The sequence below is a fragment of the Oryzicola mucosus genome, assembly GCF_014534685.1.
GTDB classification, from domain to species: Bacteria; Pseudomonadota; Alphaproteobacteria; order Rhizobiales; family Rhizobiaceae; genus Oryzicola; species Oryzicola mucosus.
Window position 1 is genome coordinate 956105 of sequence record NZ_JACVVX010000001.1, and the last position, 26818, is coordinate 982922.

Consider the following 26818-nt stretch of genomic DNA (forward strand, 5'->3'; position numbering starts at 1 on the left):
TCCTCCCTTGGGTGTCCAGTCTTCAAGCGCTCTCAGAGCACGACCGACATGCCGCCATCGACATAGATGATCTGCCCATTGACATAGTCGGACGCGCTCGAGGCCAGGAAGACCGCGGTCCCCACCAGTTCCTCCGGTCGGCCCCAGCGCTTCGCTGGGGTACGCCCCTTGACCCACGCATCGAATTCGGGGTTGTCGACCAGGGCCTGGTTCATGTCGGTCAGCATATAGCCGGGACCGATGGCATTGGCCTGGATGCCGTGCTGGGCCCATTCCGCCGCCATGGCGCGGGTCAGCATTTTGATGCCGCCTTTCGCGACGGTGTAGGGCGCAACAGTCGCGCGGGCGAGTTCGCTCGTCAGGGACCCGATATTGATGATTTTGCCGCGACCGCGGGAGATCATGCGCGTCGCCGCCTCGCGGCCGATCACAAACGCGCTGGTCAGATTGGTGTCGATCACACGCTGCCAGTCGGCGGTCGCGAGATCGACCATGGGCTTGCGAAACTGAATGCCGGCATTGTTGATGAGAATGTCGATTGCAATTCCTTCAGCGTCGAAACGCTGAAATGCGGCGACGATTTCCGCTTCGGAATTGACGTCGAACGTGGCGCCATCGGCTGAATGGCCGGAGTCCCGCAGGGCCGAAACCGCCTCTGCAACACGGGTGGAATTGGTTCCGTTGATGATGAGGCGAGCGCCAGCGGCGGCCAGGCCCTCGGCCATGGCCCGTCCCAGGCCGCGGGAGGAACCGGTCACGAGAGCTGTGCGGCCGTGAAGGCTAAATAGTGGAAAGGTGGTCATGTCTGCCTCCTTCAAAGCGAACTGCGACGAACGTGCAAATCCTGCCGTTCGAAAACCTGGGGCAAAAGATCGACGCCGAGTCCGGGGCCTTCCATCGGCAGGACATAGCCGTCCTCGATCACCGGGATCGTATCGACAAGCTCCTTGTACCAGCCGGTATAGAAAGCCCGTACCGATTCCTGGATCAGCGTATTTGGTTGACTGAACGAGGCATGGATCGCTGCGATGAAGCCGACCGGACCGATGCAGTCATGAGGAGCGAACGGCCGATGATAGGTGTCGGCCATAGCGGCGATCTTGCGCCCTTCGGTCAACCCGCCGGTCCAGCAAAGGTCCGCCATGACGATGTGCATGGCATCCCGGTCGAGCATGTCCTTATAAGGGAAGCGGGACCCGAGCGTCTCGCTCGCGCAGACCGAAACCGTCGTCGAGCGTGCAAACTCCGCCAGCGCCTGTGGAGAGTTCATGCGGATCGGGTCTTCGTACCATGTCGGGCTGTACGGCTCGAGTGCTCGCGCGATCTTGATGGCGGTCGGAAGGTTCCAGAGCGAATGGAACTCGACCATGATCTCGATCTTGTCGCCGACCGCCTTGCGGATTTTTTCGAACGGCTCGATCGCCTTTTTCATCTGCTCAGGTGTGATATGCAAGCCGTGGTTCTCGATGGCGGCCGGGTCGAACGGCCATATCTTCATGGCGGTAATTCCGCTTTCCAGCAGGCTTTCCGCGACAGCGTCGGCGCGGTTCATGAAGCCGTCCAGATCTTCGTAAGGACCGCTGACATCGCCCAGATTCCATGTGGATACCGGCTTGATGTTCTGTGAGCGGACGTATTTGTACCCGGCGCAGGTATTGTAGACCCGCTGCTTGTCGCGGCAAAGGCCTCCCAGCATCTGGTGCACCGGCTGCGAGCACACTTTGCCAAACAGATCCCAGAGCGCGATGTCGATGGCGGATGTGGCCCGCGATTCCACGCCAGTGGATGCCTGGGCCATGGGCAGGTTGGTCATTTCCCTATGGAGAGCCTCGATGTTCAGCGGGTTCTTGCCCAAAAGGCGCATCGCCAGGGTGTCGTGAATGTGAGCCTCGACGGCGCCGGCGCCGTAAAAAGTCTCACCGAGGCCGATCACCCCGGCATCGGTGTGAACACGCACCCACAACACATTGGCGAACTCGTCGGTCCGCAACGTTTCGAGCGAAACTATCTTCATTCATTCCTCCTGCTGCCGAGACGATGCCTGAACCCTGTAGGCCGGTTGACCAACGCGCCTCGCTCCACCCGACCGCTACGATAATATCGCTTGTAAAATTTCACAACATGTTTAAAAACATTTCGAACGTAGACAGCTGTTTGCAGTCGTGAGGGGAGGAGACCGTTCATGGCCAAGACGAAGAATAAGCCTCAACTGGTGGTCGATGGCGGACAACCAGCCAGAGCAAATCGGGTGAATTTTCTTGAGCTCGCTTATCAGCGGATCGAGAATCTGCTGGTCAATTGCGAGCTAAAGCCTGGTCGGCAACTGACGCTTCAGGAATTACAGGACATGACCGGCCTCGGCCGCACGCCTGTCCACAATGCCGTCAGCCGGCTGGCCGCCGATACGTTGCTCGTCATTGTGCCGCGCCATGGCCTCAAGGTTGCGCCCATCGATCTGTCAAGAGAGCGTTTGCTGTTGCAGTTGCGGCGCGATGTGGAGCGTTTCGTTGTCAAGCTCGCTATCGAGCGGGCCAGCCTCTCACACCGTAACCAGATGCTGCATATCGAGCGCGCACTGAAAGAAAGGCGCAGCGCTATTACCTTGGCTGAATTCAATGTGCTGGACCGTCGGATCGACGAGATCCTTCTTTCCGCAGCCGGTGAGCCGTTCCTCGTCCACACGCTGCGCCCGCTGCACACCATCTACCGGCGCATCGGCTTCATCCATCACACGCATACGCTTGGAACGTCCGACCTGACCCGGACTGTGGACTGTCACCTGTCGGTGCTGAACGCTGTGGCGAACCGACATCTCGATACCGCCTTGGCGGCAACCGACGCTTTGATCGGATTCGTTGAATCGATGTTTTACGAGATGGAGGCAGGCGTTGATCCGCGCCTGCTCGATTGCAGCATCGAGCCGATTTTCAAGCTTTAAGTTTCTAGGGAGGACGTCATATGTCGCCGAGGATCGTTTTCCATGGTGAGAACGCCGCGTGTTTCAGCCAGGATTTCGCCGGTCAGGTCGCGGGAATAGGCGACATTGCCATTCTTCCTGATGTGCTAAGCACCGAGGCGGAGCGCAGGATTTACGCGGAAGCCGAATTCATCGTCGGCGTCAAATTCGATGCATCGCTGCCGATGCCAAGGAACCTCTCGCTGTTTCACGTGCCCGGCGCCGGTTACGATGCGGTCGACCTCTCCTTGCTTCCGGATAGCGCGGTGGTCTGCAATTGCTTTGGCCACGATCCGGCGATCGCAGAATATGTTTTTGCGGCCATGCTGAGCCGCCATGTCCCGCTCGAAGCGGCCGACCGCAAGCTTCGGAACGGCGAATGGGCCTATTGGTCCGGCGCACTCCACCGTGTGCATGGCGAGTTGTCGGGCAAGACGGTTGGTCTGGTCGGATTCGGTCATATCGGCAAGGCTATCGCACGGCGCGCCAAGGCCTTCGACATGCGCGTGACCGTTGCCAACCGCAGCCGCGTCGAGCCGTCCGATCTGGTCGATCAGTCGTTCACGCTGGAAGATCTCGCGCAGTTCTGGCCAACGGCGGATTTCATCGTCGTTTCGGTGCCGTTGACACCGTCCACCCGCGGCATTGTCGACACAGCGGCGTTCTCCGTCATGAAGGCCGACGCCGTTGTCTTCAATGTCGGTCGCGGTCCAACAATCGACGAGCAGGCGCTTTTCGATGCGCTCAGGGAAAAGCGGATAGGCGGCGCGGTCATAGATACCTGGTATGCCTATCCGAGCGCGGACGCATCCACCAAACACCCATCGTCGCTGCCGTTTCATCAACTCGATAACATCGTCATGACGCCGCACATGTCCGGCTGGACAAGCGGCACCATTCGCCGCCGTCAGAAGACCATCGCAGAAAATGTAAGCCGGCGGCTGGAGGGCAGCCCTTGCATGAACGTCGTCAGAGAAGAAATCCGGCAGGGTTAAGGGACGAATTTCGGTCGGCTCAAAAAGGGGTTCCGACCGCCAGCTCAGCAAACAAGGGAGAGAGTGATGAGCTTCTTACATTCCGTTAAATCAGTGGTTGCCATATTGGCGGTATCCGTCGGCATTGTAGCGGCGGGTTCTGCGAGCGCGCAAAGCGTCGATGAAATCGTCAGCCGCGGTTCCGTCAAGATCGGGGTTTTGGTCGGGGCGCCGCCCTTCGGCTCGGTTGATGCACAGGGCAATGCCATCGGCTACGACGCCGATGTCGCCGAACTGGTCGGGAAATATCTCGGTGTGCCAGTCACCATGGTTCAGCTAACGCCGCCCTCGCGTATCCCCGCACTGGAATCCGGCAAGGTCGATTTCCTGGTGGCCACGCTGGCTCCAACTCCGGAACGCGCCAAGGCGGTCATGTTCACCATTCCTTACAGCGCCTTCCAGGTCGGTATCTATGCCGCCAAGACGGCCGAGATCAAAACATGGGAGGACCTGAAAGGGATGACGGTCGGCGTCAATCGCGGATCGAGCGTCGAAAAAGAGTTCGTCAATCGTGAGACGGAATTGGGCCTGACAATTTTGAGGTTCGAGGATGATGCGACCACGATGCAGGCTCTGTTCTCCGGCCAGGTCCAGGCAATCGCAGGCCCTGACGCACAGTCGAACGCGGCTATCCGCTCGCGTGGGGACACCTCAACCGAAGTGAAGTTCTTCTTCTCGATGCAGCCGAATTCGATGACAGTTCGCAAGAACGCGTTCGAACTGCATCAATGGCTGAACAACGCCATCTACATGATGAAGCAAAACGGCGAGCTCGATGCCATTGCCCGTAAATGGGTCGGAACGCCGCTGCCGCCACTCCCGACATTCTAGTCGCACCTGTGACTGTCCGCGACCGGCAGCTTGGTTCGGTTGCGGACAGCAATCTTGGGAGAAGGGTGAGCTATGGAATTCTCGCTTCATTTCGCGTCGGTATTCGCAGAGTCCGACCTGATCATACGTGGCATCCTGTTGACGATCGGCCTGTCATCCAGCGCCATTTTGCTTGGCAGCGGCCTGGCGATACTGCTGGTGGCAACACGCAACCTCGGGAATAAATTCGTTCGCGGTTGCGTCGATGCCTATGTCGAGCTTCTGCGCAACACGCCTTTCCTCATTCAGCTCTTCATGATCTTTTTCGGATTGCCGCTGATGGGAGTTCGCATGTCGGGCACCCAGGCCGCGCTTCTGGCGATGACGCTGAACCTGTCGGCCTATGCGACCGAGATCATTCGCGCAGGTGTCGATTCGATCCACAAGTCGCAGATCGAGGCCGGCCTTTCCCTGGCGCTCAGCCGGATACAGGTGTTCCGCTACGTTGTCCTGAAGCCCGCCATCGCGAAGGTTTGGCCTTCGCTCTCGAGCCAGTTCGTCCTGATGCTGCTCGCATCCAGCATCTGCTCGTTCATCTCTGTTCCCGAACTGTCAGGCGCTGCCGCGATAGTCGAACAACGGACGTTCAGAAGCTTTGAGACCTATATCGTCGTTACGCTGAGCTATCTCGCGCTCGCCCTCGTCCTCAAACTTATCCTGATCTGGCTCGGCCATCGGCTGTTCCACAGGAAGGTGGTTTCCATCCTGAGTACCGCCAGCAAGGGAGGGATCGCCTGATGTCGACTTTCGGTTGGCCCGAATTTCTTTTTCTGTTGCGCTCGGCGGGTTGGTCGATCGTTTTGACCGTCATCGCGTTCGCCTTTGGCGCGATTGGCGGCGGGGCGTTCGCCATCATGCGGCTTGCCAACAACGCCGTGCTGCGCAACATCGCCGCCATTTACATCCTGGTTATTCAGTCCATTCCGGTCCTGATGATCCTGTTCATGTCCTATTACGGGCTGTCGATCGCAGGAGTTGAAATCCCGCCGCTGCTTGCAGCGTCAGTGTCGCTGTCGATCTATGTGTCGGCCTATCTCGCCGAAATCTGGCGGGGTTCGATCCAGGCGGTGCCCCCTCAACAGTGGGAGGCTTCCGCATCGCTTGCCCTGACCCGACCGCAGCAATATCGTTACATCATCCTGCCTCAGGCGCTGCGGATTTCCCTGCCGCCGACGGTCGGCTTCCTGGTTCAACTCGTCAAGAACACCTCCATCGTCTCCGTCGTCGGTTTCGTGGAACTGTCGCGCGCCGGGCAACTGGTCAACAACGCGACGTTCAGACCGTTCGAGGTCTTCATGGTCGTCGCGGCCATCTATTTCGCCATCTGCTTTCCACTGTCGCGTTTAAGCCGCTATCTCGAAAGGGTGCTCCATGTCGGTCGTAGCCATTGATCAAGTCCACAAGCGGTATGGCGCCCTGGAGGTCCTGAAGGGGGTTTCGCTGAGCGTCGATACAGGTCAGGTGGTCGCCATCATCGGTCGGAGTGGTTCCGGCAAGAGCACCATGCTGCGTTGCATAAACGGGCTTGAAGCGTTTCAGTCCGGGAGCATCACGGTTGCGGGCCACGACGTACAACAGGAGCCGACCAAGCTTCGCGAACTGCGCAAGGATGTCGGAATCGTTTTTCAGAGTTACAACCTTTTCCCGCATCTGACCGTCAGCCAGAACATCACTTTGTCCCCCAGGATCACCCAGGGTGTGAAAGCGGCGGATGCGGAAGTCATTGCCCGTCGGGTCCTCTCGCAGGTCGGGTTGCTAGAAAAATTCGACGCTTATCCCGACATGCTGTCCGGCGGCCAGCAACAGCGCGTGGCCATCGCAAGGTCGCTCGCCATGCGGCCGAAAGTGATGCTGTTCGATGAGGTGACCTCCGCGCTCGACCCGGAACTGACCGGCGAGGTGCTGCTCGTCATGGAGCAGCTTGCGAAAGAAGGGATGACGATGCTGCTCGTCACGCACGAAATGAGCTTCGCCCGCAGCGTCGCCGATCTGACCGTCTTCATGCATCAGGGCAAAATATGGGAGGCCGGCCCGTCGAAGGAGCTTTTCGAACGTCCAACCACAGCTGAGCTGCAGGCTTTTTTGGCGAGCGGCGTGAAGTAGTCGGCTCTAGATAGGTCCTGAGACAGGTACAGCATGCCGCTACGCTTGGGGTAATCTCCGCAATCTATCTTGTTGGTTGTTCCCATCGGCAGCAGGCGAACACCTAAATTCGAATCCCTCCGTTCCGCCAAGCACCGCCGTTTATGCGCCACTGCCCGACGTCTCGGCGCCTGCGACGCCGGTCATGCCAAGCGATTGACCAATTGCTACAGCATCAGACATCCATTCCCTGCGCAGGATGGCGTATTGCATGGTGTTTTCGTAGATCGGATTGCCCGCATCGTCCTTGGTGAACGACACAAACTCGACGAACACGCCCTCCCGGCGCATGCACAGCTTCTCGCAGAGGCGCTGCGAGGGCTTGTTGTGGTCTTCGACATAGGCATAAAGTCGGCGAAAGCCCTTTGCTCGGAAAAGATGGTCGAGCAGGGCTCTTGCGGCTTCGAACGCATATCCCTGGCCACCGAACTGCGGGTTGAGATTCCAGCCGACTGAGGTAGTCGCGGCGTCCTCATCCTCTCCTGCGCCGCCGCCGAAAAGATCGCCGATGACCTGACCGGTCTGTTTCAGGCAAATCGCCACGCTGCCCTCGTCGAGCGCGCGTTTTTTGACCTCGATTTCGGCCTCGGCCAGGTCGGCGAGTTTCAGCGAGAGGAAGCAGGTGGCGGTCGGCGCGCGCAGATAGGCAAAGAGGTCAACTGCATCCCCCTCGCGAAATGGCCTCAGGATCAGCCGGTCTGTCTCGATGATCTGCATGTGCTCTACTCTTTGAAAAGTGGTCAGTGCTGTGCATGGGACAGGCTGCGGTACCTTGCGAGGGTGAAGAACACGATGACTGCCAGCGCCGCGATCACAACGGCAGCCGTCATCAGGAGGACCGTGTGTGTTCGGCTGAAGGCCGCCTTGCCGGCCTCGATCAGGGCGGCACCCTGCTCAGCTTGAAGCGCACCGGCGACGATATAGGCATCGCCGATCGTTTTGGACGCCTGTTCGGCCAAATCCTGTGACAAGCCGATAGGGAGTTCGATGGTACGGCTGAACACGGTCGACGTGAAGACGCCGAACAGGGTGATCCCGAGACCGGTGCCCAACTCATAACCCGTCGCCTCCAGCGAGCCCGCCGCGCCGCCCTTGCTCGCATCGACGGAGCCCATGATTGCGATCGACGAGGCCGTCAGTCCGATGCTGAGCGTGAGCCCGAGAATGGCAAGTGCGAACGGAACGAGGAAACCCGGATCGTGGAAGTCGCTTTGCGCGAGCAACATCAGCATTCCCGCCGAGATCACAAGCGAAAGTGTGGCGACCAGCCGCAATCCGAACCGGTTGGACAGATAGCCTGCGGCCGGGCCGCCTATGGCTGCCGCCGCCATGATGGGGATCATGAAGATGCCGGCCTGGAGCGGCGTCTTGCCCAGCACATATTGCAGTTCCTGCGCCAGCGTCAACTCGACGCCGGCCAGCGCGCCCGATGCGACGACGGCCATGATCAGCCCGGCGACAACAGCGGGATGAGACAAGAGCGACAGGTCCAGCATCGGTTCGGACGAACCCAGTTGCTTGCGCACGAACAGCGTCAAGGCCGCAATGCCAAGGACAACCATGAGGACTATGATGAGCAGAGGTTGCTTGCCGCCGAACCCGGCCTTGATCCCGTAAACCAGCGATATCATCCCGACGATCAGCAGGAGCGCCTGGCCGATGGCCCACTTTCCGGGCGTCGTCTGCTCGACGTGCGGCAGCAGAAAATAGCAGGCCGGCGCGACCACCAGCATGACCGGAACATTGATCAGAAAGACCGAACCCCACCAGAAGTGCTCCAGAAGGGCGCCGCCGACCAGCGGACCGACTGCCGCGCCGGCGGCTCCGACCATGCCCCAAAGTCCGAGAGCCATGGCCCGCTCACCCTCATCTTCGAAGGTCTTGCGGATAAGGCCCAGCACGCAAGGCATGATCATCGAGCCGCCGAGCGCCAGGAGCACGCGCGCGGCAATCAGCATGGCCGCGCTTTGCGCAAAGGCTGCCCATGCCGAGGCCGCTGAGAAAATGGCAAGGCCGATGAGCAGAATCTTGCGGTTGCCGACGCGGTCCGCCAGTGTGCCCATCGGGACCAGAAGCCCTGCCATCAACAGCGGGTAGATGTCGATAATCCACAGCACTTCGGTGCCCGACGCATTCAGCGATTGCGTCAGCTTCGGGACGGCGACATGCAGGATCGTCATGTCGAGGACAACAGGCAGGAAGGCCAGCATGACAGCGACGAGGACAAGCCAGCGGTTGGCTTGGAGAGAAGCGGACGACATGAGTCACCTGACCAAGGATTGCGTTCCTCGATATAAATACATACGTATGGATTTCAATGGCTATCAGTGATGAAGGAGCGACGAGTTGGGCAGAAAGCCGACGATCACGCGTGAGGGCTTGCTCGAAATGGCGGAACAGATCGTTCGCAACGATGGCGCATCCGGCCTGACCATTGACGCCTTGGCCAAAGCTGCCGGCATTTCGAAAGGTGGCGTCCAGTATTCATTTTCGTCGAAGGACGATCTGGTCCGCGCGCTGATCGAGAGATGGACGCGTCAGTTCGACGCGTTACTTGGTGAAATCGACAGCGTTCCGCCGGCTGATCTCATCCGAAATTACATCAAGGTCATGCGCAGTTCGCAGGCAGCCTTGAACGCCAAAATGGCTGGGCTGATGATCGCCTACATCCAGAACCCACAAAATGTCGCGGAAACCCGCCAATGGTATCGCGCCATGTTTGAGCGCCTGGGCGGTGGGGCAAGCGATGCAAAGGCGGCCCGCGTCGCCCTGCTGGCAGTTGAGGGCCTCTTCCTGCTGCGCATCGCCGGCATAGATGAAGACGGGGAATGGAGTGGTTTTCTCGACGACGTGGAGAGCGTCTTTGAGCGCCTGATGGAGATAGGATAAGCCGCCATCAAACACGGTTTGGAGCGGAGACGCCGAGGGAAAGTACGGCGAAATAACTCCCTTTGCTCCGCGCAAGACAAGGGCAAGAACGGCTTGCGACGAGCCGATGCAACGGCTTACCGTCATGGATATGAGCAATCGGCTTTGTGAGGGGGCTGTTCGTATCGGGATGTTCAGCATCGGTGTCTGGCGCAAATACAAGCCGGAAGCGCCCGCAGTGCCGACACGTTGACGTTGAAGTAGCGCCAGTGACAGTAGGATCCCGGCTCCTTGGAGCGGCAACCATCGCCCGGACAAGCCGAAGGCCGTTGAGGCATTGTCAACTGACCCAGACGTTTCGCGCGCCGCAGGGCGAGCTGTGCGTCGACATAGGGTTCGAAGATACGCCGGGTCATGGAGGCATCGACGGCGAAGGGTGCGGTACGGTGTCAGCAGTGGGCCAAATGCGTAGTTCGATCGTAAGCGATCGAACTTTTTTACCGCAGATCACCGCCGTTACTGCGCTTTCGTCAGCGGCTGTTTCCCACGTTGAGAACTGGCGTAGTTCCGGCAACGACCGGCGGAATTTTTCGGGGTAATATCGCAGAAAGGGCAGATTTGGCGCACCCGACAGGATTCGAACCTGTGACCTCTGCCTTCGGAGGGCAGCGCTCTATCCAGCTGAGCTACGGGTGCATCTCAGGTTCAACGCTGCGAACCCGCAATGATCAGCCGGACGAGCCAGCCGATGAAGGCTTCATATCCGAAGCGTTCGGATGCTTCAACGGGAAATCGGCGGTTTGGGCGATCTGCAGGATCGAGAGGGCAGCGGTTCGCAGTTGCGGTTCGTGTCGGCTGAGCATCGCGTCCTCCATCTTGCCGAAGTATCGACAGGACGGCATCGCCAGAGCGACCTGGTCAGGCCAGGCGTTCGGCGATGGCGGTTCCCGCAGCCCAGCCGGACGACCAGGCCCATTGAAAATTGTAGCCGCCCAGCCAACCCGTCACATCGACGACCTCGCCGATGAAATAGAGGCCGCCGATCGCCTTGGCTTCCATGGTTCGCGAGTTCAGGCCTGACGTGTCGACCCCGCCCAGCGTGACTTCCGCGGTGCGATAGCCCTCCGTGCCGATGGGAAACACCTCCCAGTCCTGAAGCGTGGAAGCGATAGCGGCAAGCTTCTTGTCGCTTGCCTCGCCCATCGTGCCCGTCCAGCCGTGGCGGTCGGCGAGATAGGTCGCCAGGCGCTTCGGCAGGATTTCGCCGAGCGCAGTGCCGATGCTTCTGCGCCCGTTTTCGCGCTTGGAGGCGCAGAGAGCAGCAAACAGGTCATCCTTGGGCAAAAAAGCGATGCGGATCGGCTGTTTTTCGCGCCAATAGGAAGAAATCTGCAGGATCGCGGGTCCTGAGAGGCCGCGATGGGTGAATAGCAGCGCCTCGTCGAACGAAGTCTTGCCGCAGGACACCCGCGCTTCCGCAGCCACGCCGGCAATCTCGCGAAACCCCGCCAGCACATCCTCGCCGAAGGTCAGCGGAACCAGTGCCGCGCGCGTGTCGGTGACGGTCAGTCCGAACTGCCCGGCAATCTGGTAGCCGAGGCCGGTCGCGCCCATTTTCGGGATCGATTTCCCGCCGCAGGCGACAACGACATGCCGGCATTGGATATCTGCCGCTCCATCGCCGCCCAGCACGACGTCGAAGCCGGCATCTGTCTTGGTGAGCTTTTCCAGCGTGGTGTTGAGCCGCAATTCGCATCCGCCACGCGCCATTTCGTCCAGCAGCATGGCGATGATGTCCTTGGCGGAATGATCGCAGAACAGCTGTCCCAGCGTCTTTTCGTGATAGGCGATGCCATGTTTTTCGACCAGCGCTATGAAGTCGCGTGGCGTGTAGCGGCCCAGTGCCGACTTTGCGAAATGCGGGTTGCCCGAGAGGAAATTGCGCGCACCGGCGCCGACATTGGTGAAGTTGCATCGGCCGCCGCCCGAAATGCGGATTTTCTCGCCCGGCGCCTTGGCATGGTCGACGATCAGCACGCGCCCGCCGCGAGACGCGGCGTGGATTGCGCACATCATGCCGGCGGCGCCAGCGCCAAGAATGACAGTGTCGAACGTCTCAATCGGCATCGAACGCAATCCCCAGACCGCGTTCGGCCCCAGACCGCGTCGGGAAGGCGCCGAGCGGGATTTTCCTGTCGCATCGGCCGGGCAACGTCGTGGCGGGCCGAAGCAGGCTTCATATCCGAGGGTCCTGGCCGCTTCAACGCGAAATCGTCCCGCTTGGGCAACTCATATCAAGACGGTCTCGCCCGGCAGCGTCTTCGGCTATAAGGATGGCATCGCCATGAGAGCAAGCTGACTGCGGAGGAAAAGCATGGATATCAAGCGTTGCGGGTCGCGACCCTCGACCACGCCGCCGGCGGACTATTTCACCGGCACGGTCAGGCAGGATCTGATCATCGAGGCGCCGGCACCGGCCAGCGTCCGCGCGGTCAGCGTCACCTTCGAGCCGGGCGCGCGCACGGCATGGCACACGCATCCGCTCGGCCAGACGCTGTTCGTCTTGTCGGGCGCCGGGTGGGCGCAGACATGGGACGGACCGGTCGAAGACATCAAGGCCGGCGACACGATCTGGTTTGCGCCGGGTGAAAAACACTGGCACGGCGCCACCGCGACCACGGCCATGACCCACATCGCCATTCAGGAAGCAAAGGACGGCAAGGCAGTCGATTGGCTGGAACAGGTGTCGGACGAGCAGTACAAAAGCTGATCGGCCGGCATGACATCCGAGCGATAGCGCAAAACCGAACCTGCGGCGCGAAACGCCGAAAGGCCGGCTCAACGTTCCGCGCTCCGCCTTGCGGAACGCTGAAGCGGTTTTGAAGACAGCGCTAGATCAGTTCCACCGCCATCGCAGTGGCCTCGCCGCCGCCGATGCACAGAGATGCCACGCCGCGCTTCATGCCGCGCGCCTTCAGCGCCGACAGCAGCGTGACCAGGATACGTGTGCCCGAGCAGCCGATGGGATGCCCGAGCGCGCAGGCTCCGCCATTCACATTGACCTTGTCGTGCGGCAGGTCGAGTTCGCGCATCGCCGCCATGGCCACCACGGCGAAGGCCTCGTTGATTTCGTAAAGATCGACGTCGGAGGCCTGCCAGCCGACCTTGTCGAGCAGCTTGCGCATGGCGAAGACCGGTGCTGTGGTGAACCAGGCCGGCGCCTGGGCGTGGCTGGCATGGCCGAGAATGGTGGCCAGAGGCGTCAGCCCCCTCGCTTCGGTAATCGATCGCCGGGTCAGAACCACGGCCGCTGCACCATCCGAGATCGACGATGAGTTTGCCGCCGTCACCGTGCCGCCTTCGCGGAACGCCGGCTTCAGCAGCGGAATCTTTTCCGGCTTCGCCTTGCCGGGCTGCTCGTCGTCAGCCAGGTCACCCACCGCAACGATTTCCTCGCGGAAGCGTCCTTCGGCAATCGCTTTCACCGCGCGGTCCAGCGAGGCGAGCGCGTAGTCGTCCTGCGCCTGCCGCGTGAACTGATAATGCTCGGCGGTGTCTTCGGCAAAGGTGCCCATCGCCCGACCCTTGTCATAGGCGTCTTCGAGCCCGTCGAGGAACATATGGTCGAGCACGCGCCCATGGCCGAGCCGGTACCCGCCGCGCGCCTTGTCGAGCAGATAGGGCGCGTTGCTCATGCTCTCCATGCCGCCGGCGACGACGATGTCGGCGCTGCCGGCCGCGATCAGGTCGGCTCCCAGCATCACCGTCTTCATGCCCGATCCGCAGACCTTGTTCAGCGTCGCGCAAGGAACGGATTGCGGCAGTCCCGCGGTCATCGCGGCCTGCCGCGCGGGCGCCTGGCCGAGGCCGGCCGGCAACACGCAGCCCATCAGCACTTCATCGATGTCTTCCGGTTTCAGTCCGGCGCGCGCGAGGCTTTCCTGGATTGCGATGCCGCCAAGCACGGGCGCCGCCGTCGACTTGAGCGCCCCTTGAAATCCGCCCATGGGCGTGCGCGCCGCGCCTGCGATGACGATCGGATCAGCAGCCAAGTTGACCTCCCTGAGCTATCGGACTGCCTTGGTGATAAGACGCCCTGACGGGCAAGTAAACCGGTCCAGCGGCACTCGCATTTGGGCCTGCACGACACACGGTCGAAACATGTGCGCATCGTGCGGGCTCGACACGTTACTGATAGCGTTTATTCTTTTTTAACAAAGTCCAGCGTCTACGCATGTAGCGTCTAAAATTGTATCATAAATGCAACTGCTGTGTAACAAGCTTTGCATCTTCTCTGGAAGGATCTCGTCTTCGCCTAGGCCCGGTGCTACATCCCACTTCAATGAACATCTCTGGGCTTATAGGGGCTGACATCATGAAGAAGTTTTTGATCGCATCGTCTTTCCTGGTTGCTTTCGCCGGCCAGGCCATGGCTGCTGACGCAGTCGTCTATGAGCCGTCGCCGGCTCCGGAAGTTGTCCCGGCCGGTTTCGTCTGGACCGGTGGTTATGTCGGTATCAACGGCGGCTACGGTGGCGGCAACGCCGATCACCCCTTCTGGGCCGACAATGGCAGCGAGACGCTGACCGGCTCGCTGGATTTCACCTCGAGCGGCTTCCTTGGCGGCGCACAGCTCGGCTACAACTATCAGATGGACCGCTTCGTAGTTGGCGTCGAGGCTGACATCCAGGCTGCGAACGTGAAGGGCGAAGGCTCCCTCTCGCTCAACTCCCCAGCCTTGTCCGGCAACCTTGAGGTCGGCACCGAGCTGAAGTGGTTTGGAACGATCCGCGGCCGGCTTGGCTATGCTGCAACCGATCGCTTCCTGGTCTATGGCACCGGCGGCGCGGCCTATGGCGAAACCAAGAGCTATGCCTTGCTGAATGGTGATGGCGTTAGCGAGAAGTCGAAGAAGTGGGGTTGGACTGTTGGCGGCGGCGCCGAATATGCCGTCACCGACAACATCACTTTTAAGACTGAGTACCTCTACACCGACCTCGGATCGGACAACCTGTTCTCGGGTTCGGTTTTCGGCGCTGATGCAAGCATCGACCGTGACTTCACCTTCCACACGGTCCGCGCGGGTATCAACTACAAGTTCTAATTCTCAATCAGTTGAGAAGCCGCTTCAAAGCGGCATAGACAAGAGGCTCCGGTTCGACCGGGGCCTCTTTTTTGATGTCTGCAAGGGTTAAACGGCGGCAGGGAGCGAACCTCAAGAGCGACTGCGCATTCCCGTTGAACCCCATACAATGGCGGGGAACATCTTGCTTGGCCCAAACGGAGGTGTTTCCATACCTTCCGACGGTAGGCTCATCCGGCAGGCTGCTGTCGAGAACGGCAAGTTATCCCGCCCATTCCATAGCCGCGCTGATAGCCATAGGACAAAAGCGCGAAAAGCCGCCTCGTTTCCGAAGCGGCTTGAATGGTTATCGAAAAAAGCCCTGAAACTTTATCTAGGGCCTTTATTCTAAAAAACGATCAGAACTTGAAAGCCACGCCGAGGCGCACATCATGCGTCTTCAGCTTCGTGGTGTGGCTGTCGATATCTTCGTTGCCGGCATACTCTTCCTTGCCGAAATCGGTGTAGCGATACTCGGCGCGACCGATGACATTGTCGGTAAACGCATATTCGGCGCCTGCGCCAACCGTCCAGCCGACATGGGTTTTGGTGCCGAGGTCGAAGGGCACCCCAAGTTCGTCATCGACGCCAAATGTTTTGATGCGCCCGAACGCCACGCCGCCCGCAACATATGGGAGAAAACGATCCATCGCGTAACCGACGCGACCGCGCACTGCGCCCGACCAGCGGAGTTCCTGGGTTATAGTTGCACTGTCAAGCGGCTCGTCCGGCTCCGGGTCAGGGTCTGTGACCGACAAATGGCCCTTTACATCCGTATAGGTTGCGTCGGCGTCGATACCCAGAACGAAGCCGTTGGCGGCTTGATAGTTATAGCCGGCATAGATGCCGCCGATAAAGCCATCTGGATCTACATCAAACGAAACCGGTTCTTCATTCGACCAGGTACGGCCCTTGCCCCAGGCATAGCCGGCCTGAAGGCCGACATAACCGCCGGTCCAGACAAAACCGGTCTGGACGATTTCGGCAGCCGCCACAGGCTCATAAACCACCGCATCGGCAGCGAAAGCCGCCGCGGTTGTCGACAAAATCAAACCTGTAGCAAGAAGAATTCTCTTCATTGGACCGCTCCGGTACCCAACACGTTACTCAACGTCACCATGCTCTTTCCCGTTCCGATCCGAAAGATGAACAACGCGTTTACGTCGCGGTTTTCACGGCCTGTTACAATTCAGCAACATTGCGATGTGGCCCATGTCAGCGGCCTGTTGGAAACGCCGTCGGCTGTGGATCGTGCCTTCCAAAGCCCCATGGTTAATGGCTGCTTAACCACCTGCCCCTAGTCTGAGGTCGATTCCGCTCCGCTCTCGGCGGCGCGACAGGCATTTTATGGACGGGGACGAGGCATGCGTTCTGAGGTTTCCTCATCGCTGGCGCTGGACAATGAAGGCTACGGCATCAAAAGCTTCGCCAGAAGGCAGGCCGGGCGCGCAGCCGGTCTGGCCCTGTTCGCGGCGGTCGCCTTCGGCCTTGCCGCGCTGGGCACATGGAATGTCGCCGACCCCAGTTTCAGCTATGCCACCGACAATCCCGTGACCAACGCCATGGGCTATCCCGGCGCTGTTTTCTCCGACCTGTTCATGCAGTTCTTCGGCCTCGCCGCGGTCGGCCTGTTCGTGCCCGCCGTCGCCTGGAGCTTTTTCCTGGCCACCGCGCGCGGCGTCGACAGCATGCCGAAACGCGGCATCGCCTGGTTCCTGATGGGCGTTCTGGGCGCGGGCATCGCCGGTTGCATCACCCCCCCGCCGACCTGGCCGCTGCCGACAGGTCTCGGCGGTGTCTTCGGCGACATCGTGCTCAAGCTGCCGTCCATGTTCCTCGGCGGTTACCCCACCGGCGTTGCCGCGTGGGCCATCGCCATCGTGCTGGCCGGTCCCGTCCTGTTCCTGTTCGCCTATGCCTCGGGCCTGGTCTGGCGCCGCAACGGCTTTGCCCGGCAGGATGCCAAGTCCGAGCGCCAGCAGCGCGAGGAGGATCTCGCGACACTGGACGAAGGCGAGGAAGACGACCGCGAGCGCTTTGTGGCGCTTGGCGTCATCACCCATTGGTGGCTGTCGGCCCGCGCCTGGATGCACCGCCGTGCTGTTCGCCGCCGCGAGCGCGAGGAGCAGGAATTCGGCCTGCCGGCCAAGCGCGAAAGCGCCTGGCGCCAGGCGGCCGAGCGCGTCGAATCGGCCGAACGCGACGAAGCGCGCATCGAAACCCGCGTGACGGAAGCAGGCCGGGCCCGGGTCGAGCCCGAATTCTTCGCTGCCATCGTGGCGGATCACCGTGTTGCCGACCACCGCGCCGTTGCCCCGCATGAGCCCGCTTATCACGCCGCCTATGACACCCCGAACAGCGCCAGCGCGTTCGAGGAGGACGAAGACGACGCCGTCGACGTTCCGCCCGTCTTCGTCGAACCGCGCCGCTCGCCCATCGGGCCGAACACGCGCGTCCAGAATTTCCGCTCGCCGTCGCGCTCATCGCAGATGACCGAATGGAGTTCGCTGGAGCCGCAGTTGATGCCTGCCGAGCCGGAAGCGCCGACGCCGCCCGCCTTCGAGCCGGACTTCGATGAGCCCGTCTTTGAAACTGCACCACCGGCAGCGCCCGTCCACACGGCGTCGCCCGTGCCCCAGCCCTCGGCCCGCGTCGCCACCCCGGCGCCGCGCCCCGCGCCGGCTGCCCGCGTGCTGCGCGAGCCTGCCGCCCCGCTGGTCGGCGCCAACGGCTTCGAGATGCCGTCGCTGCAGTTCCTGTCCGAGCCGAAGAACGTCGCCCGCGACCCCAGCCTGTCACAGGAGGCGCTGGAGGCGAATGCGCGCCGGCTGGAAGGCGTGCTGGAGGATTTCGGCGTCAAGGGCGAGATCATCCACGTCCGCCCCGGCCCTGTGGTCACGCTTTACGAACTCGAGCCCGCGCCCGGCATCAAGTCGAGCCGCGTCATCGGTCTGGCCGACGACATCGCGCGCTCGATGTCAGCCATCGCCGCCCGCGTCGCCGTGGTGCCCGGCCGCAACGCCATCGGCATCGAACTGCCCAATGTGCGCCGCGAGACCGTCTACCTCCGCGAAATCCTCGCCAGCAAGGATTTCGAGAACACCAAGGCCAAGCTCGCGCTCGCGCTCGGCAAGACCATCAATGGCGAGGCCGTCATCGTCGACATCGCCAAGATGCCTCACGTCCTGGTTGCCGGAACCACCGGTTCGGGCAAGTCGGTGGCGATCAACACCATGATCCTGTCGCTGCTCTACCGCATGACGCCGGAACAGTGCCGCCTGATCATGATCGACCCGAAAATGCTGGAACTGTCGGTCTATGACGGCATTCCGCATCTACTGACCCCCGTCGTCACCGACCCGAAGAAGGCCGTCGTCGCGCTCAAATGGACGGTGCGCGAGATGGAAGACCGCTATCGCAAGATGGCCAAGGTCGGCGTCCGCAACATCGATGGCTTCAACGCGCGTGTGCTGCAGGCCGAAAAGAGCGGCGAGAAGATCACCCGCACGGTGCAGACCGGCTTTGACCGGCAGACCGGCGAGGCGGTCTACGAATCCGAGGATCTCGATCTGGCGCCGCTGCCCTATATCGTCGTCATCATCGATGAAATGGCCGATCTGATGATGGTCGCCGGCAAGGATATCGAGGGCGCCGTCCAGCGCCTGGCGCAGATGGCGCGCGCCGCCGGCATCCATGTCATCATGGCCACGCAGCGCCCATCGGTGGACGTCATCACCGGCACGATCAAGGCCAACTTCCCCACCCGCATGTCCTTCCAGGTGACGTCGAAGATCGACAGCCGAACCATCTTGGGCGAGCAGGGCGCCGAACAGCTGCTCGGCATGGGCGACATGCTCTATATGGCAGGCGGTGGCCGCATCCAGCGCGTCCACGGCCCGTTCGTGGCCGACGAGGAGGTCGAGAAGATCGTCGGCCACCTCAAGCTGCAGGGCGTGCCGGAATATCTCGACGCGATCACCGAGGACGACGAGGAAGACGACGACGAGCCCTCCGGCAAGGGCGGAAGCGGTGGCGGCGGTTCCGGCAATTTCGAGGATTCCGACGATCCCTACGACCAGGCGGTGGCGGTGGTGCTGCGCGACGGCAAGGCCTCGACCTCCTACATCCAGCGCCGCCTCGGCATCGGCTACAACCGCGCCGCCTCGATCATCGAGCGGATGGAGCAGGAGGGCATCGTCGGTGCGGCCAACCACGCCGGCAAGCGCGAGATCCTGGTGCCGACCGAAGACGACAAGATGTGACGGTTCGGGAACCCGGAATGCCGCATCGCGGTTATCGGGAACCCGTCGTCAAACTTCAGCCCCAGTGCGGATGCACACCGTACCAGACCTGAATAGATTGGAAGCACGAACATGACCAAAGATCTGAACACAGCGATCCAGGGTTTTGCCCCCACCCGCCGCCAGGTTCTGGGCTTTGGCGCGGCGCTGTTCGGCACCGCCGCTCTCAATGCCGTCCCCGGCTTGAACCTTCTCGCCCACGCCCAGGCCGCCGTCGACCCGTCGGGAGCTGCGCAGAAGATCGCCGACCATTTCTCCGGCGTGAAGTCGATGACGGGCGAATTCGTGCAGTTCGGCCCGCGCGGCGACCAGACGGAAGGCAAGTTCTTCCTCGAGCGGCCGGGCAAGATCCGCTTCAACTACACCGGCTCGCAGAATTTCCGCGTCATCTCCGACGGCCAGTCGGTCGTCATCCTCAATCAGAAGATGCGCACCTCCGACCTTTATCCGCTGTCGAAGACGCCGCTGAAGCTTCTGCTGGACGAGCGCATCGACCTGTCCGGCAACAAGGTCGTCGGTGTCGACCAGCGCAGCGACCTGACCACCATCAAGCTCGCCGACCGCCAGATGTTCGGCAACTCGACCATCACCATGATGTTCGATCCCAAATCCTACGATCTGCGCCAGTGGACCATCACCGACGCGCAGGGCAAGGACACGACGGTGATGATCTTCAACACCCAGGAAGGCGTCCGCTTCGCGCCCGACACCTTCGCCATCGACTACACCCAGAACCGCAAGTGGAACGAGCAGAAGAAGAGCGATTGATTCTGCGGTAAAAATACCTCCGGGAAGAAGGGGCCTCAGCGCCCCTTTTTTCCTGAGCCGTCTGCTCCCGGCGTTGCGCGACGACGGCCGGATAGCCGCTCCAAAACAGGTCATAACCCGAGGCCTGCTCTTGTCTTTGCTAGCCGCGGCTGGCAGTTTCCCGGCGCATAAAAAGCCGGAACATTCATGACCTTCACCATTGCCACCTGGAACATCAATTCCGTCCGCCTGCGCATGCCCCTGGTCGAGCGCTTCCTGCAGGAGCAGGCGCCCGATATCCTATGCCTGCAGGAGACCAAGTGCCCGGACGACCAGTTCCCCTCCGCGCCGCTGCGCAAGCTGGGCTACGAGCACATCGCCATCCACGGCCAGAAGGGCTATCACGGCGTCGCCACCATCGCGAAGCGGCCGCTGGAGATCGTCGAGAAGCGGCGTTTCTGCGAGATCGAGGACAGCCGGCATCTCTCGGTGCGGTTTTCGGCCGGTGGCCGGCTCTTGATGCTGCACAATTTCTACGTGCCGGCCGGCGGCGACGAGCCGAATGTCGAGATCAACCCGAAATTCAGGCACAAGCTCGGTTTCGTCTCAGAGATGCATGCCATCCGCGCCGAGCATGACGATGCGTCCGGCTCCATCCTGGTCGGCGACCTCAACATTGCGCCGCTCGAACACGACGTCTGGTCGCACAAGCAGTTGCTCAACGTCGTCAGCCACACGCCGGTCGAGACGACCAGTTTCGAGGCGATGCGCGAGGCGTCGGGCTGGGTCGACCTGATGCGCCTCAACATTCCCTACGAGCAGAAGATCTACACCTGGTGGAGCTACCGCGCCAAGGATTGGGAACTGTCCAACCGCGGCCGCCGCCTCGACCATGTCTGGTCCTCGCCCAACCTCGTGCCGCAGTTCACCGGCTACGACATCCTGCGCGAGGCGCGCGGCTGGGAACGCCCTTCCGACCACGTGCCGGTCATCGCGAAATTCGATTTCGAATAGACGGGCTCAGTTCTCGAAGCGCGACGCCACGCCCTCGATCTGGCCGATCAGGGCCTGGATGTCCTCGATGATGCGCGCGCGCAGCATGCCGGCGACATCGGGATATTCTTCCAGGATGCGCCTGAACATCTTGCGGCTGAGCCGCAGCACTTCCGAATCCTCGGCGGAGACGGCGCTGGTCATGCGCCTGGTGTCGGCGATCAAGGCCATCTCGCCCAACAGCGCGCCCGGTCCCGCCGATTTGACCACCTCGCCGCCGTTCTCGCGGAACAGGTTGACGCGTCCGCGCACCACCACATAGGCGGTCTCGGCCTCGTCGTCTTCGAGATAGAGCTTGCGCCCGGCGGGGAGGGCGACGCTTTCGGCGCCGAAGGCGAGCAGGCGCAGTTGCTCGGGCGTGAAGTCTTCGAAAAGCTTCACGCCGGACAGGATGCGGATATCGTCATCCAGCGCCATTGCGTCCCCGACTTCCCAGCCCGCATTTCTCCCGGCCCGGGTCCGATCATTGACCGGCAAAGCTTCCCTGCCAAGCCGCCCGCTGATCCACTCTGCTCCCTTATGCACCGACAATTCTCGACAAACCGTTGCCGGCTTTCCGATCCGATGCATGACGCCCCGGCAAAATCCCCTCTCGCCAAGGCTCTCAAGCAGCGTCACCCCGCGAAGCAGTCAGGGGACGAGCTTGTATCCGCCGCTTTCTGTCACAAGAATTTCGGCATTGGAAGGATCGCGTTCGATCTTCTGGCGCAGACGATAGACGTGGGTCTCCAGCGTATGGGTGGTGACGCCGGAATTATAGCCCCAGACCTCCTCCAGAAGGATGTCGCGGGTCACCACGCGCTGCTCGGCGCGGTAGAGATACTTGATGATCGACGCCTCTTTCTCGGTCAGCCGCACCTTGCCGCCGCGCTGGTCCAGCAACAGCTTCTGGCTCGGCTTGAAGGTGTAGGGGCCGACGGAGAAGGTGGCGTCCTCGCTCTGCTCGTGCTGGCGCAGCTGCGCGCGGATGCGCGCCAGAAGCACGGCGAAGCGGAACGGCTTTGCCACATAATCGTTGGCGCCGGCTTCGAGCCCCAGGATCGTGTCGGAATCGGTGTCGTGCCCGGTCAGCATGATGATCGGCGAGCGATAGCCGCCCTTGCGCAGCATCTTGACCGCCTCGCGGCCGTCCATATCCGGCAGGCCGACATCCATGATCAGAAGATCGATCGCCCCGCTGCGCGCGACGGCGACGCCCTTGGTCGCGGTCGATTCCTGCAGCACGTCGAATTCCTCGTACATGGCAAGCTGCTCGACCAGCGTCTCGCGCAGGTCGTCATCGTCGTCGACGATCAGGATGGTCCGTGAGGTCATGATACAATCCGTTGTTTTGAAATGAATAATTCTGTTGACCGTGGCCCTTTTATGCGGAACCTGAGAAACAAAACAGCAGATCACGGTGATTTGTTCCCTCGTGAGAGCATACAGCAAAAAACCCGGACGCAATGCGGCAGGCCCTGTTTTCCGAACAGGTCTTTCCGCGCTCGTGGTCCGCGCCCGTCCCGGCCACCCCACCCAAGGCCTGCTTAAGGCCGGCCACACCGTGTTTCCCTGCGCGCTGGGGCGCGGCGGCATCACGTCCAACAAGCGCGAAGGCGACGGCGGCACGCCGCTCGGCGCGATGCGGCTGATCTTAGGCTATGTCAGGCGCGACCACCTTGCGCCGAGCCCCTCGAAACTACAGCTGAAACCGATTGGCTCATCACTCGGCTGGTGCGAGGTGCCCGACGACCGCAACTACAACCGCCCCGTCAGAATGCCCTATGCCGCCAGCCACGAGCGCATGCGCCGCGACGACAAGCTCTACGATGTCTGCATCGTGCTCGACTGGAATCTTTCGCCGCGACGGCGCGGCCGCGGCAGCGCCATTTTTTTCCACCTCGCCCGCCCCGGTTTTGAGCCGACCGCCGGCTGCGTCGCGGTCACCGAACGCACGATGCAACGGCTCTTGCCGCATTTGAGGCGGCGGACGGTGATGAGGGTGGTGAGGTGAGGTGATTGGGTGGGCTCGGTCGTGGCGATGCCGAGACACGACCCCGTTGTCGTCGTTCGTAGAGCTTCTGACGCGACCCAAATCCCCCGTTCGTTCGTTGGGCTTGCAGGGATACTAATGCGGCCCTTTTTGGCGCATTCAGCGCTTCAAGCAATAGTCGATAATTTCGGTGAAGCCCGCTTCTTCCCGGGTCATCCTCGCTTCCAGATCGTTCAAGTGTACGACGCTGGGCAGGTCATCGGTCGCAGATATTTCCATAGTAAATTCTGCGTTGTAACGCTTGCCGACCCTTGAAAGTTCGGTACTGAGCTGGCTTAGAATGTCGTCCCTTAATAGAAGTTGGTTGCGCCGGAACCGGATCAACCGATAACAATCGAAAAAGTCGGAGCGCTTGGAAGAGTCAAATTTCCTGCCGTTCCAACCAGTGGCTCGCGTGGAACGGTACAGAGCGCGATCTTGCGCATCTAGCCAGACGCTGAAATCAAAATGGTTGGTTGGGTTCGGGTTCTCGTGCGTGGCCTGAGGCTGGAAGTCGGTCACTACAAATTGGTGCCTATCTATGACAGCTAAAATCCGGTTTTGTGAAGAAAGCATGCGTTTGAATGATCTGGGTAACACAAAGCACATCACTTTGGCCGAATCCAGAATCCGTATTTCTCTGGGAACCTCTTCGTCGTCTTGATCAAAATGCCTCACGGTCCGTTTTGGCACCCACTGGATATGCTTGCCAAAGAGATGCGCGACGCCGCTTGAGCTAAACGAAGCTATGTGAATGTTATGATGCTGCGCGTCATCCTTTAGGCAATAGTGAGCTTTACCGAACCAGATAAGCGATTGAGCGATGTCCTCCACCCATTCACGAATTGTTCTGTCGATAGGATGGGGTCCGTATCTAGTTTGGACATTGGAGAGCAATCGCTCCGTCAGCTTTTCGTCGCTTGAAGAAATATCGAATAATCTTTCGCGATGTCGATTAGCATAGTTAAAAATAACAGCGAAATCTTCGTCAAACATTCGTTGATTAAAGCTCGGTCTGTATTCTTCGCATTTGAAGAATAGCCGATCAAGAAAGCTACGACGCGCGTCACCGAAGCGATGATACTGCGAAGGCTCTGCTCTATATATCTTCACGGCCACCCTCTTCGCGTTCTTCGCGCAGCTTTCGGGTAAGACTTGTAATATGATAATCGATATTCATGCCCGTGGTATCGATGTTTGGCAAAACATGTCTTGCAAAAAAGAGATGAGACGCATCAGAATGCGATTGTAGGAATTCCCTTACGATCCTATTTGGATGCTCTGCTCCTTGCGCCATCCTCATTCGATCCCCAAACCCGTCATGTCGCGCGCGATGTTCGAACGACAATTTCCAGTTAATCCGAATTATCCCACGCGGCGATGCAGTCATGCTAAAGTTGCGCGGGCTAGACAGCAGTACCATTCGTTTAAGGTACTGTTGTCTGTCGGTTGCATGCGCGATCCAGTCATCAAATTTGGCCAGTGCACCCCGCGATAGTTCTTCCTCATCGAAGTATGCCCCGTAAAGGATGGCAAACCCCAGTACGGACGCCAAGTCATTGATAACTGTCGAAATGAGATGAAGTCTTAACTCGTCATTAATCTCAAGCGCTGGATCTGAGAATTTCGAATCAGCAGCTAGAAAAGCGAGGGTCATAAACATAGGGAGAACTGCGTTAAGCTTATCTATGTCATTCTGCTCAAGCGCGCTTATGCATGCCTCGGCCAGCTCAAAATAAATCTGTCCAAAGTGATCAGGCAAATCGTCGTTGTGTTCAGGTTCGAAGATATGTCGGACCGTCGCCTCATTACCAAGCGCCGCAAGTGCATTGTTCCTCGACATTTTAATTTTCTTGGACAGCTCATCCACATTGGTAATTGGCAAAATGTAACTTGCTTCCGTGTAATGCGTGAAACTACGATACCGCTCAAACAGCCCTGCTAGTTCGTCAAACCACAGTGGAAGTTTCCAATAGCTATGTAAGCTTGCCAGAATTACCTGCGTTGCCGCCTCTGACATCTTCAGTTTCGACAATGTGGCCGCGAAGCTCGGAATCATGTTCTGGTGGAAGTCGGAGACCTTCGGTAGGATTTTTGTGTAATGCTGTAGTAGCTTTTGAACCACCAACTGTTGAACGTATTTCGGCTTGGACAGTCGATTTCCTTCTATCTCTCGCTCAAACTCAATACGCTCAACGATAAACGCAATTTCAATTTGTAGAAAAGTGGGCAGACTACGTAGAGAATTTTCGCTCCACTCATCCGCCTCGAAGAACCGTTGCAGTTCTTGCTCGAAGGTCAATATTCGGCGAAGAGTTTCTAGGCATAAATTACTCCCTAACGCAGCCCATGCATCAGCTATGCCAATCTTTGTTAAGGCTGAAGCACTTTTCGCTGAAGCGTCCTCCACCGTAAAAGCTTGTTCAATTATCTGCCTAAACCTCTCGAGCTCCCGCATGCCGATATCGAACTGAAATTGTGCTGCATAAGCGGAAACTCTAGTTGAGAAGCGACCAAGGAGTTCCAATGCAAGGTCAAAGTCTCTAACTCGAAACGCGAGTTCGATGTGGCCTGCTAACCGGTCGACAATTTCGTTTTCGAGCCATTGGTGGTCAGGTTTTTCCTCGACCATCATTTGCTGACTGCTTGTTCGCAGTGCCATAGACGTAGTGGTATCCCCAGCGAAGAACCATTGCTTGTGCTTGCTTCGCCGCGGGAACCAGTAGCTTTCTTTGTCAATTTTGGGTTTTTGGTTAAGGTAGTGCAGAAGCAATGCAGTGTAGTCGCCAGTCAACGCAGGCAAACTATGGTCGAGATTCTCCGTGCTTACTCTAATCCGCTCGTCAATGTACGAGAGTTGCTCAAGCGCATGTCGCACAGACTTCGAATGATGGTTGGCCAGCGTTACCGTATTTTTGCGGTTTGCCGCACCTTCGATGTGGCGCACAATGCTGGGGAGGACCTCGGTACGAATGAGCACATTGAGATCGAAGAAATTGAACAGTCTCTGGCCCAACGGAAACAGGGCCAGAGCACTCAACAAGGTCAAAACGGTTCCGACGATGTAGACAAATAGCCCGGGTTCAAAACCCAATGAAGGCAAAGCCGTCGCTGCCAAACAAAACATGGCTGCAAGCACCAAAACCCGGGAATAGACACTGCCAACTTGTTCATTGGTTAGCATGCGGATGATGTCGCGGCGAATTTTGGTGTATCCAGCACTCAAAATGATGCCAATCGTCGCAAAGTATATCGAAAATATTGTAGTGAGTAGCTGAGCGTAAAGCCGTAGCTGATCAATATTGAACTTTTTGTTTCCAGCACTAAGTGGCGCAAGCCAAGACGGACTATTTCTCGCAAAATTTTCGGCAAAGATCAGCGCTGCTAGAACTAAAACGACCCAGAAAAGGCTTTTTATTCCGACCCATGCGAAAGAGCCAAAGATGTGAGCGTTTGCCTTAGCCTTGGCGACTGAGGCTCTATTTTTGTAGGCGTTACGCTCAAGGACAAACCCGATCCTTCCAAGTTGCGCTCGGAACTTCCAAAACCAGAGCTTTGAACCCAACCAGATTTTCAGCCGATCAATCAAAGGGTGCGCACTCTCATTGCTCCTCGCATAACAAGTAGTTTCGTCTGAGTGTATTTACCAGATTTATGGAAACAGACTTTCTGTTGGCTTTGAGGAGCTTGCAGGCGACCGCTTATACGTAGATG

25 protein-coding genes and 1 tRNA gene are annotated in these 26818 nt (G+C 59.6%); 13 read left to right on the top strand and 13 right to left on the bottom strand.

Annotated elements, in window-relative coordinates; genetic code table 11:
- Positions 1–32: 32 nt before the first annotated feature.
- Positions 33–803, bottom strand: coding sequence for an SDR family oxidoreductase (locus ICI42_RS04535; RefSeq protein WP_188163309.1), 771 nt, complete (start codon positions 801–803; stop codon positions 33–35).
- 11 nt (positions 804–814) lie between these two features.
- Positions 815–2014, bottom strand: coding sequence for a mandelate racemase/muconate lactonizing enzyme family protein (locus tag ICI42_RS04540; protein WP_188163310.1), 1200 nt, complete (start codon positions 2012–2014; stop codon positions 815–817).
- Between the two features lie 168 nt (positions 2015–2182).
- On the opposite strand from ICI42_RS04540, the gene ICI42_RS04545 reads away from it, so the two are divergent.
- The 6 genes from ICI42_RS04545 to ICI42_RS04570 all read left to right on the top strand — a co-directional run bounded on the left by ICI42_RS04545 (position 2183) and on the right by ICI42_RS04570 (position 6963).
- A complete protein-coding gene (locus tag ICI42_RS04545) occupies positions 2183–2938 on the top strand; it encodes a GntR family transcriptional regulator (RefSeq protein ID WP_188163311.1) in 756 nt (251 codons plus the stop codon).
- Positions 2939–2958: 20 nt separating this feature from the next.
- Positions 2959–3951 carry a 2-hydroxyacid dehydrogenase gene (locus tag ICI42_RS04550; protein WP_188163312.1) on the top strand — a complete coding sequence of 331 codons (993 nt, stop codon included), beginning with the start codon at positions 2959–2961 and terminating at the stop codon, positions 3949–3951.
- Positions 3952–4017: 66 nt separating this feature from the next.
- Positions 4018–4821, top strand: coding sequence for a transporter substrate-binding domain-containing protein (locus tag ICI42_RS04555; protein ID WP_188163313.1), 804 nt, complete (start codon positions 4018–4020; stop codon positions 4819–4821).
- Between the two features lie 72 nt (positions 4822–4893).
- On the top strand, positions 4894–5598 hold the full coding sequence (locus tag ICI42_RS04560; RefSeq protein ID WP_188163314.1) for an amino acid ABC transporter permease: 705 nt from the start codon (positions 4894–4896) through the stop codon (positions 5596–5598).
- Positions 5598–6251 (top strand): amino acid ABC transporter permease, encoded by a 654-nt coding sequence (locus tag ICI42_RS04565; RefSeq protein WP_188163315.1) that lies wholly within the window; start codon positions 5598–5600, stop codon positions 6249–6251. The genes ICI42_RS04560 and ICI42_RS04565 overlap by 1 nt, the downstream gene beginning before the upstream one ends.
- Positions 6232–6963, top strand: coding sequence for an amino acid ABC transporter ATP-binding protein (locus tag ICI42_RS04570; RefSeq protein WP_188163316.1), 732 nt, complete (start codon positions 6232–6234; stop codon positions 6961–6963). Before ICI42_RS04565 ends, ICI42_RS04570 begins: the two co-directional genes overlap by 20 nt.
- A 141-nt stretch (positions 6964–7104) precedes the next feature.
- On the opposite strand, the gene ICI42_RS04575 is transcribed toward ICI42_RS04570, so the two are convergent.
- Positions 7105–7719 (bottom strand): GNAT family N-acetyltransferase, encoded by a 615-nt coding sequence (locus ICI42_RS04575; protein WP_188163317.1) that lies wholly within the window; start codon positions 7717–7719, stop codon positions 7105–7107.
- A gap of 23 nt (positions 7720–7742) precedes the next feature.
- Positions 7743–9263, bottom strand: coding sequence for an MFS transporter (locus ICI42_RS04580; protein WP_188163318.1), 1521 nt, complete (start codon positions 9261–9263; stop codon positions 7743–7745).
- Between the two features lie 85 nt (positions 9264–9348).
- Between ICI42_RS04580 and ICI42_RS04585 the strand changes: the two genes are divergently transcribed.
- Positions 9349–9891, top strand: a complete 543-nt coding sequence (locus tag ICI42_RS04585; RefSeq protein ID WP_188163319.1) for a TetR/AcrR family transcriptional regulator — start codon at positions 9349–9351, stop codon at positions 9889–9891.
- Between the two features lie 598 nt (positions 9892–10489).
- Here the strand turns inward: ICI42_RS04585 and ICI42_RS04590 are convergent.
- From ICI42_RS04590 to ICI42_RS04595, 3 genes are all read right to left on the bottom strand, one after another.
- A tRNA-Arg gene (locus tag ICI42_RS04590) sits at positions 10490–10566 on the bottom strand.
- Positions 10567–10598: 32 nt separating this feature from the next.
- Positions 10599–10733, bottom strand: coding sequence for a hypothetical protein (locus ICI42_RS23925; protein WP_269140749.1), 135 nt, complete (start codon positions 10731–10733; stop codon positions 10599–10601).
- A 55-nt stretch (positions 10734–10788) separates the two neighbouring features.
- Positions 10789–11991 carry a BaiN/RdsA family NAD(P)/FAD-dependent oxidoreductase gene (locus tag ICI42_RS04595; RefSeq protein WP_188163720.1) on the bottom strand — a complete coding sequence of 401 codons (1203 nt, stop codon included), beginning with the start codon at positions 11989–11991 and terminating at the stop codon, positions 10789–10791.
- 253 nt (positions 11992–12244) lie between these two features.
- Between ICI42_RS04595 and ICI42_RS04600 the strand changes: the two genes are divergently transcribed.
- Positions 12245–12640, top strand: coding sequence for a (R)-mandelonitrile lyase (locus ICI42_RS04600; RefSeq protein WP_188163320.1), 396 nt, complete (start codon positions 12245–12247; stop codon positions 12638–12640).
- Between the two features lie 121 nt (positions 12641–12761).
- On the opposite strand, the gene ICI42_RS04605 is transcribed toward ICI42_RS04600, so the two are convergent.
- Complete coding sequence (locus ICI42_RS04605) at positions 12762–13922, bottom strand: acetyl-CoA C-acyltransferase (protein ID WP_188163321.1); 1161 nt, start codon at positions 13920–13922, stop codon at positions 12762–12764.
- Between the two features lie 323 nt (positions 13923–14245).
- Here ICI42_RS04605 and ICI42_RS04610 point away from each other — a divergent pair, with 323 nt between their 5' ends.
- Positions 14246–14974: an outer membrane protein gene (locus ICI42_RS04610; RefSeq protein WP_188163322.1), complete on the top strand. Its 729-nt coding sequence runs from the start codon at positions 14246–14248 to the stop codon at positions 14972–14974.
- A gap of 377 nt (positions 14975–15351) precedes the next feature.
- On the opposite strand, the gene ICI42_RS04615 is transcribed toward ICI42_RS04610, so the two are convergent.
- On the bottom strand, positions 15352–16071 hold the full coding sequence (locus tag ICI42_RS04615) for an outer membrane protein (RefSeq protein WP_188163323.1): 720 nt from the start codon (positions 16069–16071) through the stop codon (positions 15352–15354).
- A 285-nt stretch (positions 16072–16356) separates the two neighbouring features.
- On the opposite strand from ICI42_RS04615, the gene ICI42_RS23545 reads away from it, so the two are divergent.
- The 3 genes from ICI42_RS23545 to ICI42_RS04635 all read left to right on the top strand — a co-directional run bounded on the left by ICI42_RS23545 (position 16357) and on the right by ICI42_RS04635 (position 21054).
- Positions 16357–19254, top strand: a complete 2898-nt coding sequence (locus tag ICI42_RS23545; protein ID WP_230980146.1) for a DNA translocase FtsK — start codon at positions 16357–16359, stop codon at positions 19252–19254.
- 111 nt (positions 19255–19365) lie between these two features.
- Positions 19366–20061 carry an outer-membrane lipoprotein carrier protein LolA gene (locus ICI42_RS04630; RefSeq protein ID WP_188163324.1) on the top strand — a complete coding sequence of 232 codons (696 nt, stop codon included), beginning with the start codon at positions 19366–19368 and terminating at the stop codon, positions 20059–20061.
- 186 nt (positions 20062–20247) lie between these two features.
- Positions 20248–21054 (top strand): exodeoxyribonuclease III, encoded by an 807-nt coding sequence (locus ICI42_RS04635; RefSeq protein WP_188163325.1) that lies wholly within the window; start codon positions 20248–20250, stop codon positions 21052–21054.
- Between the two features lie 6 nt (positions 21055–21060).
- On the opposite strand, the gene ICI42_RS04640 is transcribed toward ICI42_RS04635, so the two are convergent.
- Positions 21061–21510, bottom strand: a complete 450-nt coding sequence (locus ICI42_RS04640) for a cyclic nucleotide-binding domain-containing protein (protein WP_188163326.1) — start codon at positions 21508–21510, stop codon at positions 21061–21063.
- Positions 21511–21723: 213 nt separating this feature from the next.
- Positions 21724–22407, bottom strand: a complete 684-nt coding sequence (locus tag ICI42_RS04645; RefSeq protein WP_188163327.1) for a response regulator transcription factor — start codon at positions 22405–22407, stop codon at positions 21724–21726.
- A gap of 85 nt (positions 22408–22492) precedes the next feature.
- Between ICI42_RS04645 and ICI42_RS04650 the strand changes: the two genes are divergently transcribed.
- Positions 22493–23086 (top strand): L,D-transpeptidase family protein, encoded by a 594-nt coding sequence (locus ICI42_RS04650; RefSeq protein ID WP_188163328.1) that lies wholly within the window; start codon positions 22493–22495, stop codon positions 23084–23086.
- A 138-nt stretch (positions 23087–23224) separates the two neighbouring features.
- Here the strand turns inward: ICI42_RS04650 and ICI42_RS04655 are convergent, their stop codons facing one another.
- A complete protein-coding gene (locus ICI42_RS04655) occupies positions 23225–24217 on the bottom strand; it encodes a hypothetical protein (RefSeq protein ID WP_188163329.1) in 993 nt (330 codons plus the stop codon).
- A complete protein-coding gene (locus ICI42_RS04660) occupies positions 24204–26669 on the bottom strand; it encodes a hypothetical protein (protein ID WP_210316950.1) in 2466 nt (821 codons plus the stop codon). Before ICI42_RS04660 ends, ICI42_RS04655 begins: the two co-directional genes overlap by 14 nt.
- Positions 26670–26818 lie beyond the last annotated feature (149 nt).

Excerpts from the sequence above, each read along its gene's own strand:
- ICI42_RS04535 (WP_188163309.1), bottom strand. The coding sequence starts at position 803 with ATGACCACCTTTCCACTATTTAGCCTTCACGGCCGCACAGCTCTCGTG.
- ICI42_RS04540 (WP_188163310.1), bottom strand. The coding sequence starts at position 2,014 with ATGAAGATAGTTTCGCTCGAAACGTTGCGGACCGACGAGTTCGCCAAT.
- ICI42_RS04545 (WP_188163311.1), top strand. The coding sequence starts at position 2,183 with ATGGCCAAGACGAAGAATAAGCCTCAACTGGTGGTCGATGGCGGACAA.
- ICI42_RS04550 (WP_188163312.1), top strand. The coding sequence starts at position 2,959 with ATGTCGCCGAGGATCGTTTTCCATGGTGAGAACGCCGCGTGTTTCAGC.
- ICI42_RS04555 (WP_188163313.1), top strand. The coding sequence starts at position 4,018 with ATGAGCTTCTTACATTCCGTTAAATCAGTGGTTGCCATATTGGCGGTA.
- ICI42_RS04560 (WP_188163314.1), top strand. The coding sequence starts at position 4,894 with ATGGAATTCTCGCTTCATTTCGCGTCGGTATTCGCAGAGTCCGACCTG.
- ICI42_RS04565 (WP_188163315.1), top strand. The coding sequence starts at position 5,598 with ATGTCGACTTTCGGTTGGCCCGAATTTCTTTTTCTGTTGCGCTCGGCG.
- ICI42_RS04570 (WP_188163316.1), top strand. The coding sequence starts at position 6,232 with ATGTCGGTCGTAGCCATTGATCAAGTCCACAAGCGGTATGGCGCCCTG.
- ICI42_RS04575 (WP_188163317.1), bottom strand. The coding sequence starts at position 7,719 with ATGCAGATCATCGAGACAGACCGGCTGATCCTGAGGCCATTTCGCGAG.
- ICI42_RS04580 (WP_188163318.1), bottom strand. The coding sequence starts at position 9,263 with ATGTCGTCCGCTTCTCTCCAAGCCAACCGCTGGCTTGTCCTCGTCGCT.
- ICI42_RS23925 (WP_269140749.1), bottom strand. The coding sequence starts at position 10,733 with ATGCTCAGCCGACACGAACCGCAACTGCGAACCGCTGCCCTCTCGATC.
- ICI42_RS04600 (WP_188163320.1), top strand. The coding sequence starts at position 12,245 with ATGGATATCAAGCGTTGCGGGTCGCGACCCTCGACCACGCCGCCGGCG.
- ICI42_RS04610 (WP_188163322.1), top strand. The coding sequence starts at position 14,246 with ATGAAGAAGTTTTTGATCGCATCGTCTTTCCTGGTTGCTTTCGCCGGC.
- ICI42_RS04615 (WP_188163323.1), bottom strand. The coding sequence starts at position 16,071 with ATGAAGAGAATTCTTCTTGCTACAGGTTTGATTTTGTCGACAACCGCG.
- ICI42_RS23545 (WP_230980146.1), top strand. The coding sequence starts at position 16,357 with ATGCGTTCTGAGGTTTCCTCATCGCTGGCGCTGGACAATGAAGGCTAC.
- ICI42_RS04630 (WP_188163324.1), top strand. The coding sequence starts at position 19,366 with ATGACCAAAGATCTGAACACAGCGATCCAGGGTTTTGCCCCCACCCGC.
- ICI42_RS04635 (WP_188163325.1), top strand. The coding sequence starts at position 20,248 with ATGACCTTCACCATTGCCACCTGGAACATCAATTCCGTCCGCCTGCGC.
- ICI42_RS04640 (WP_188163326.1), bottom strand. The coding sequence starts at position 21,510 with ATGGCGCTGGATGACGATATCCGCATCCTGTCCGGCGTGAAGCTTTTC.
- ICI42_RS04645 (WP_188163327.1), bottom strand. The coding sequence starts at position 22,407 with ATGACCTCACGGACCATCCTGATCGTCGACGACGATGACGACCTGCGC.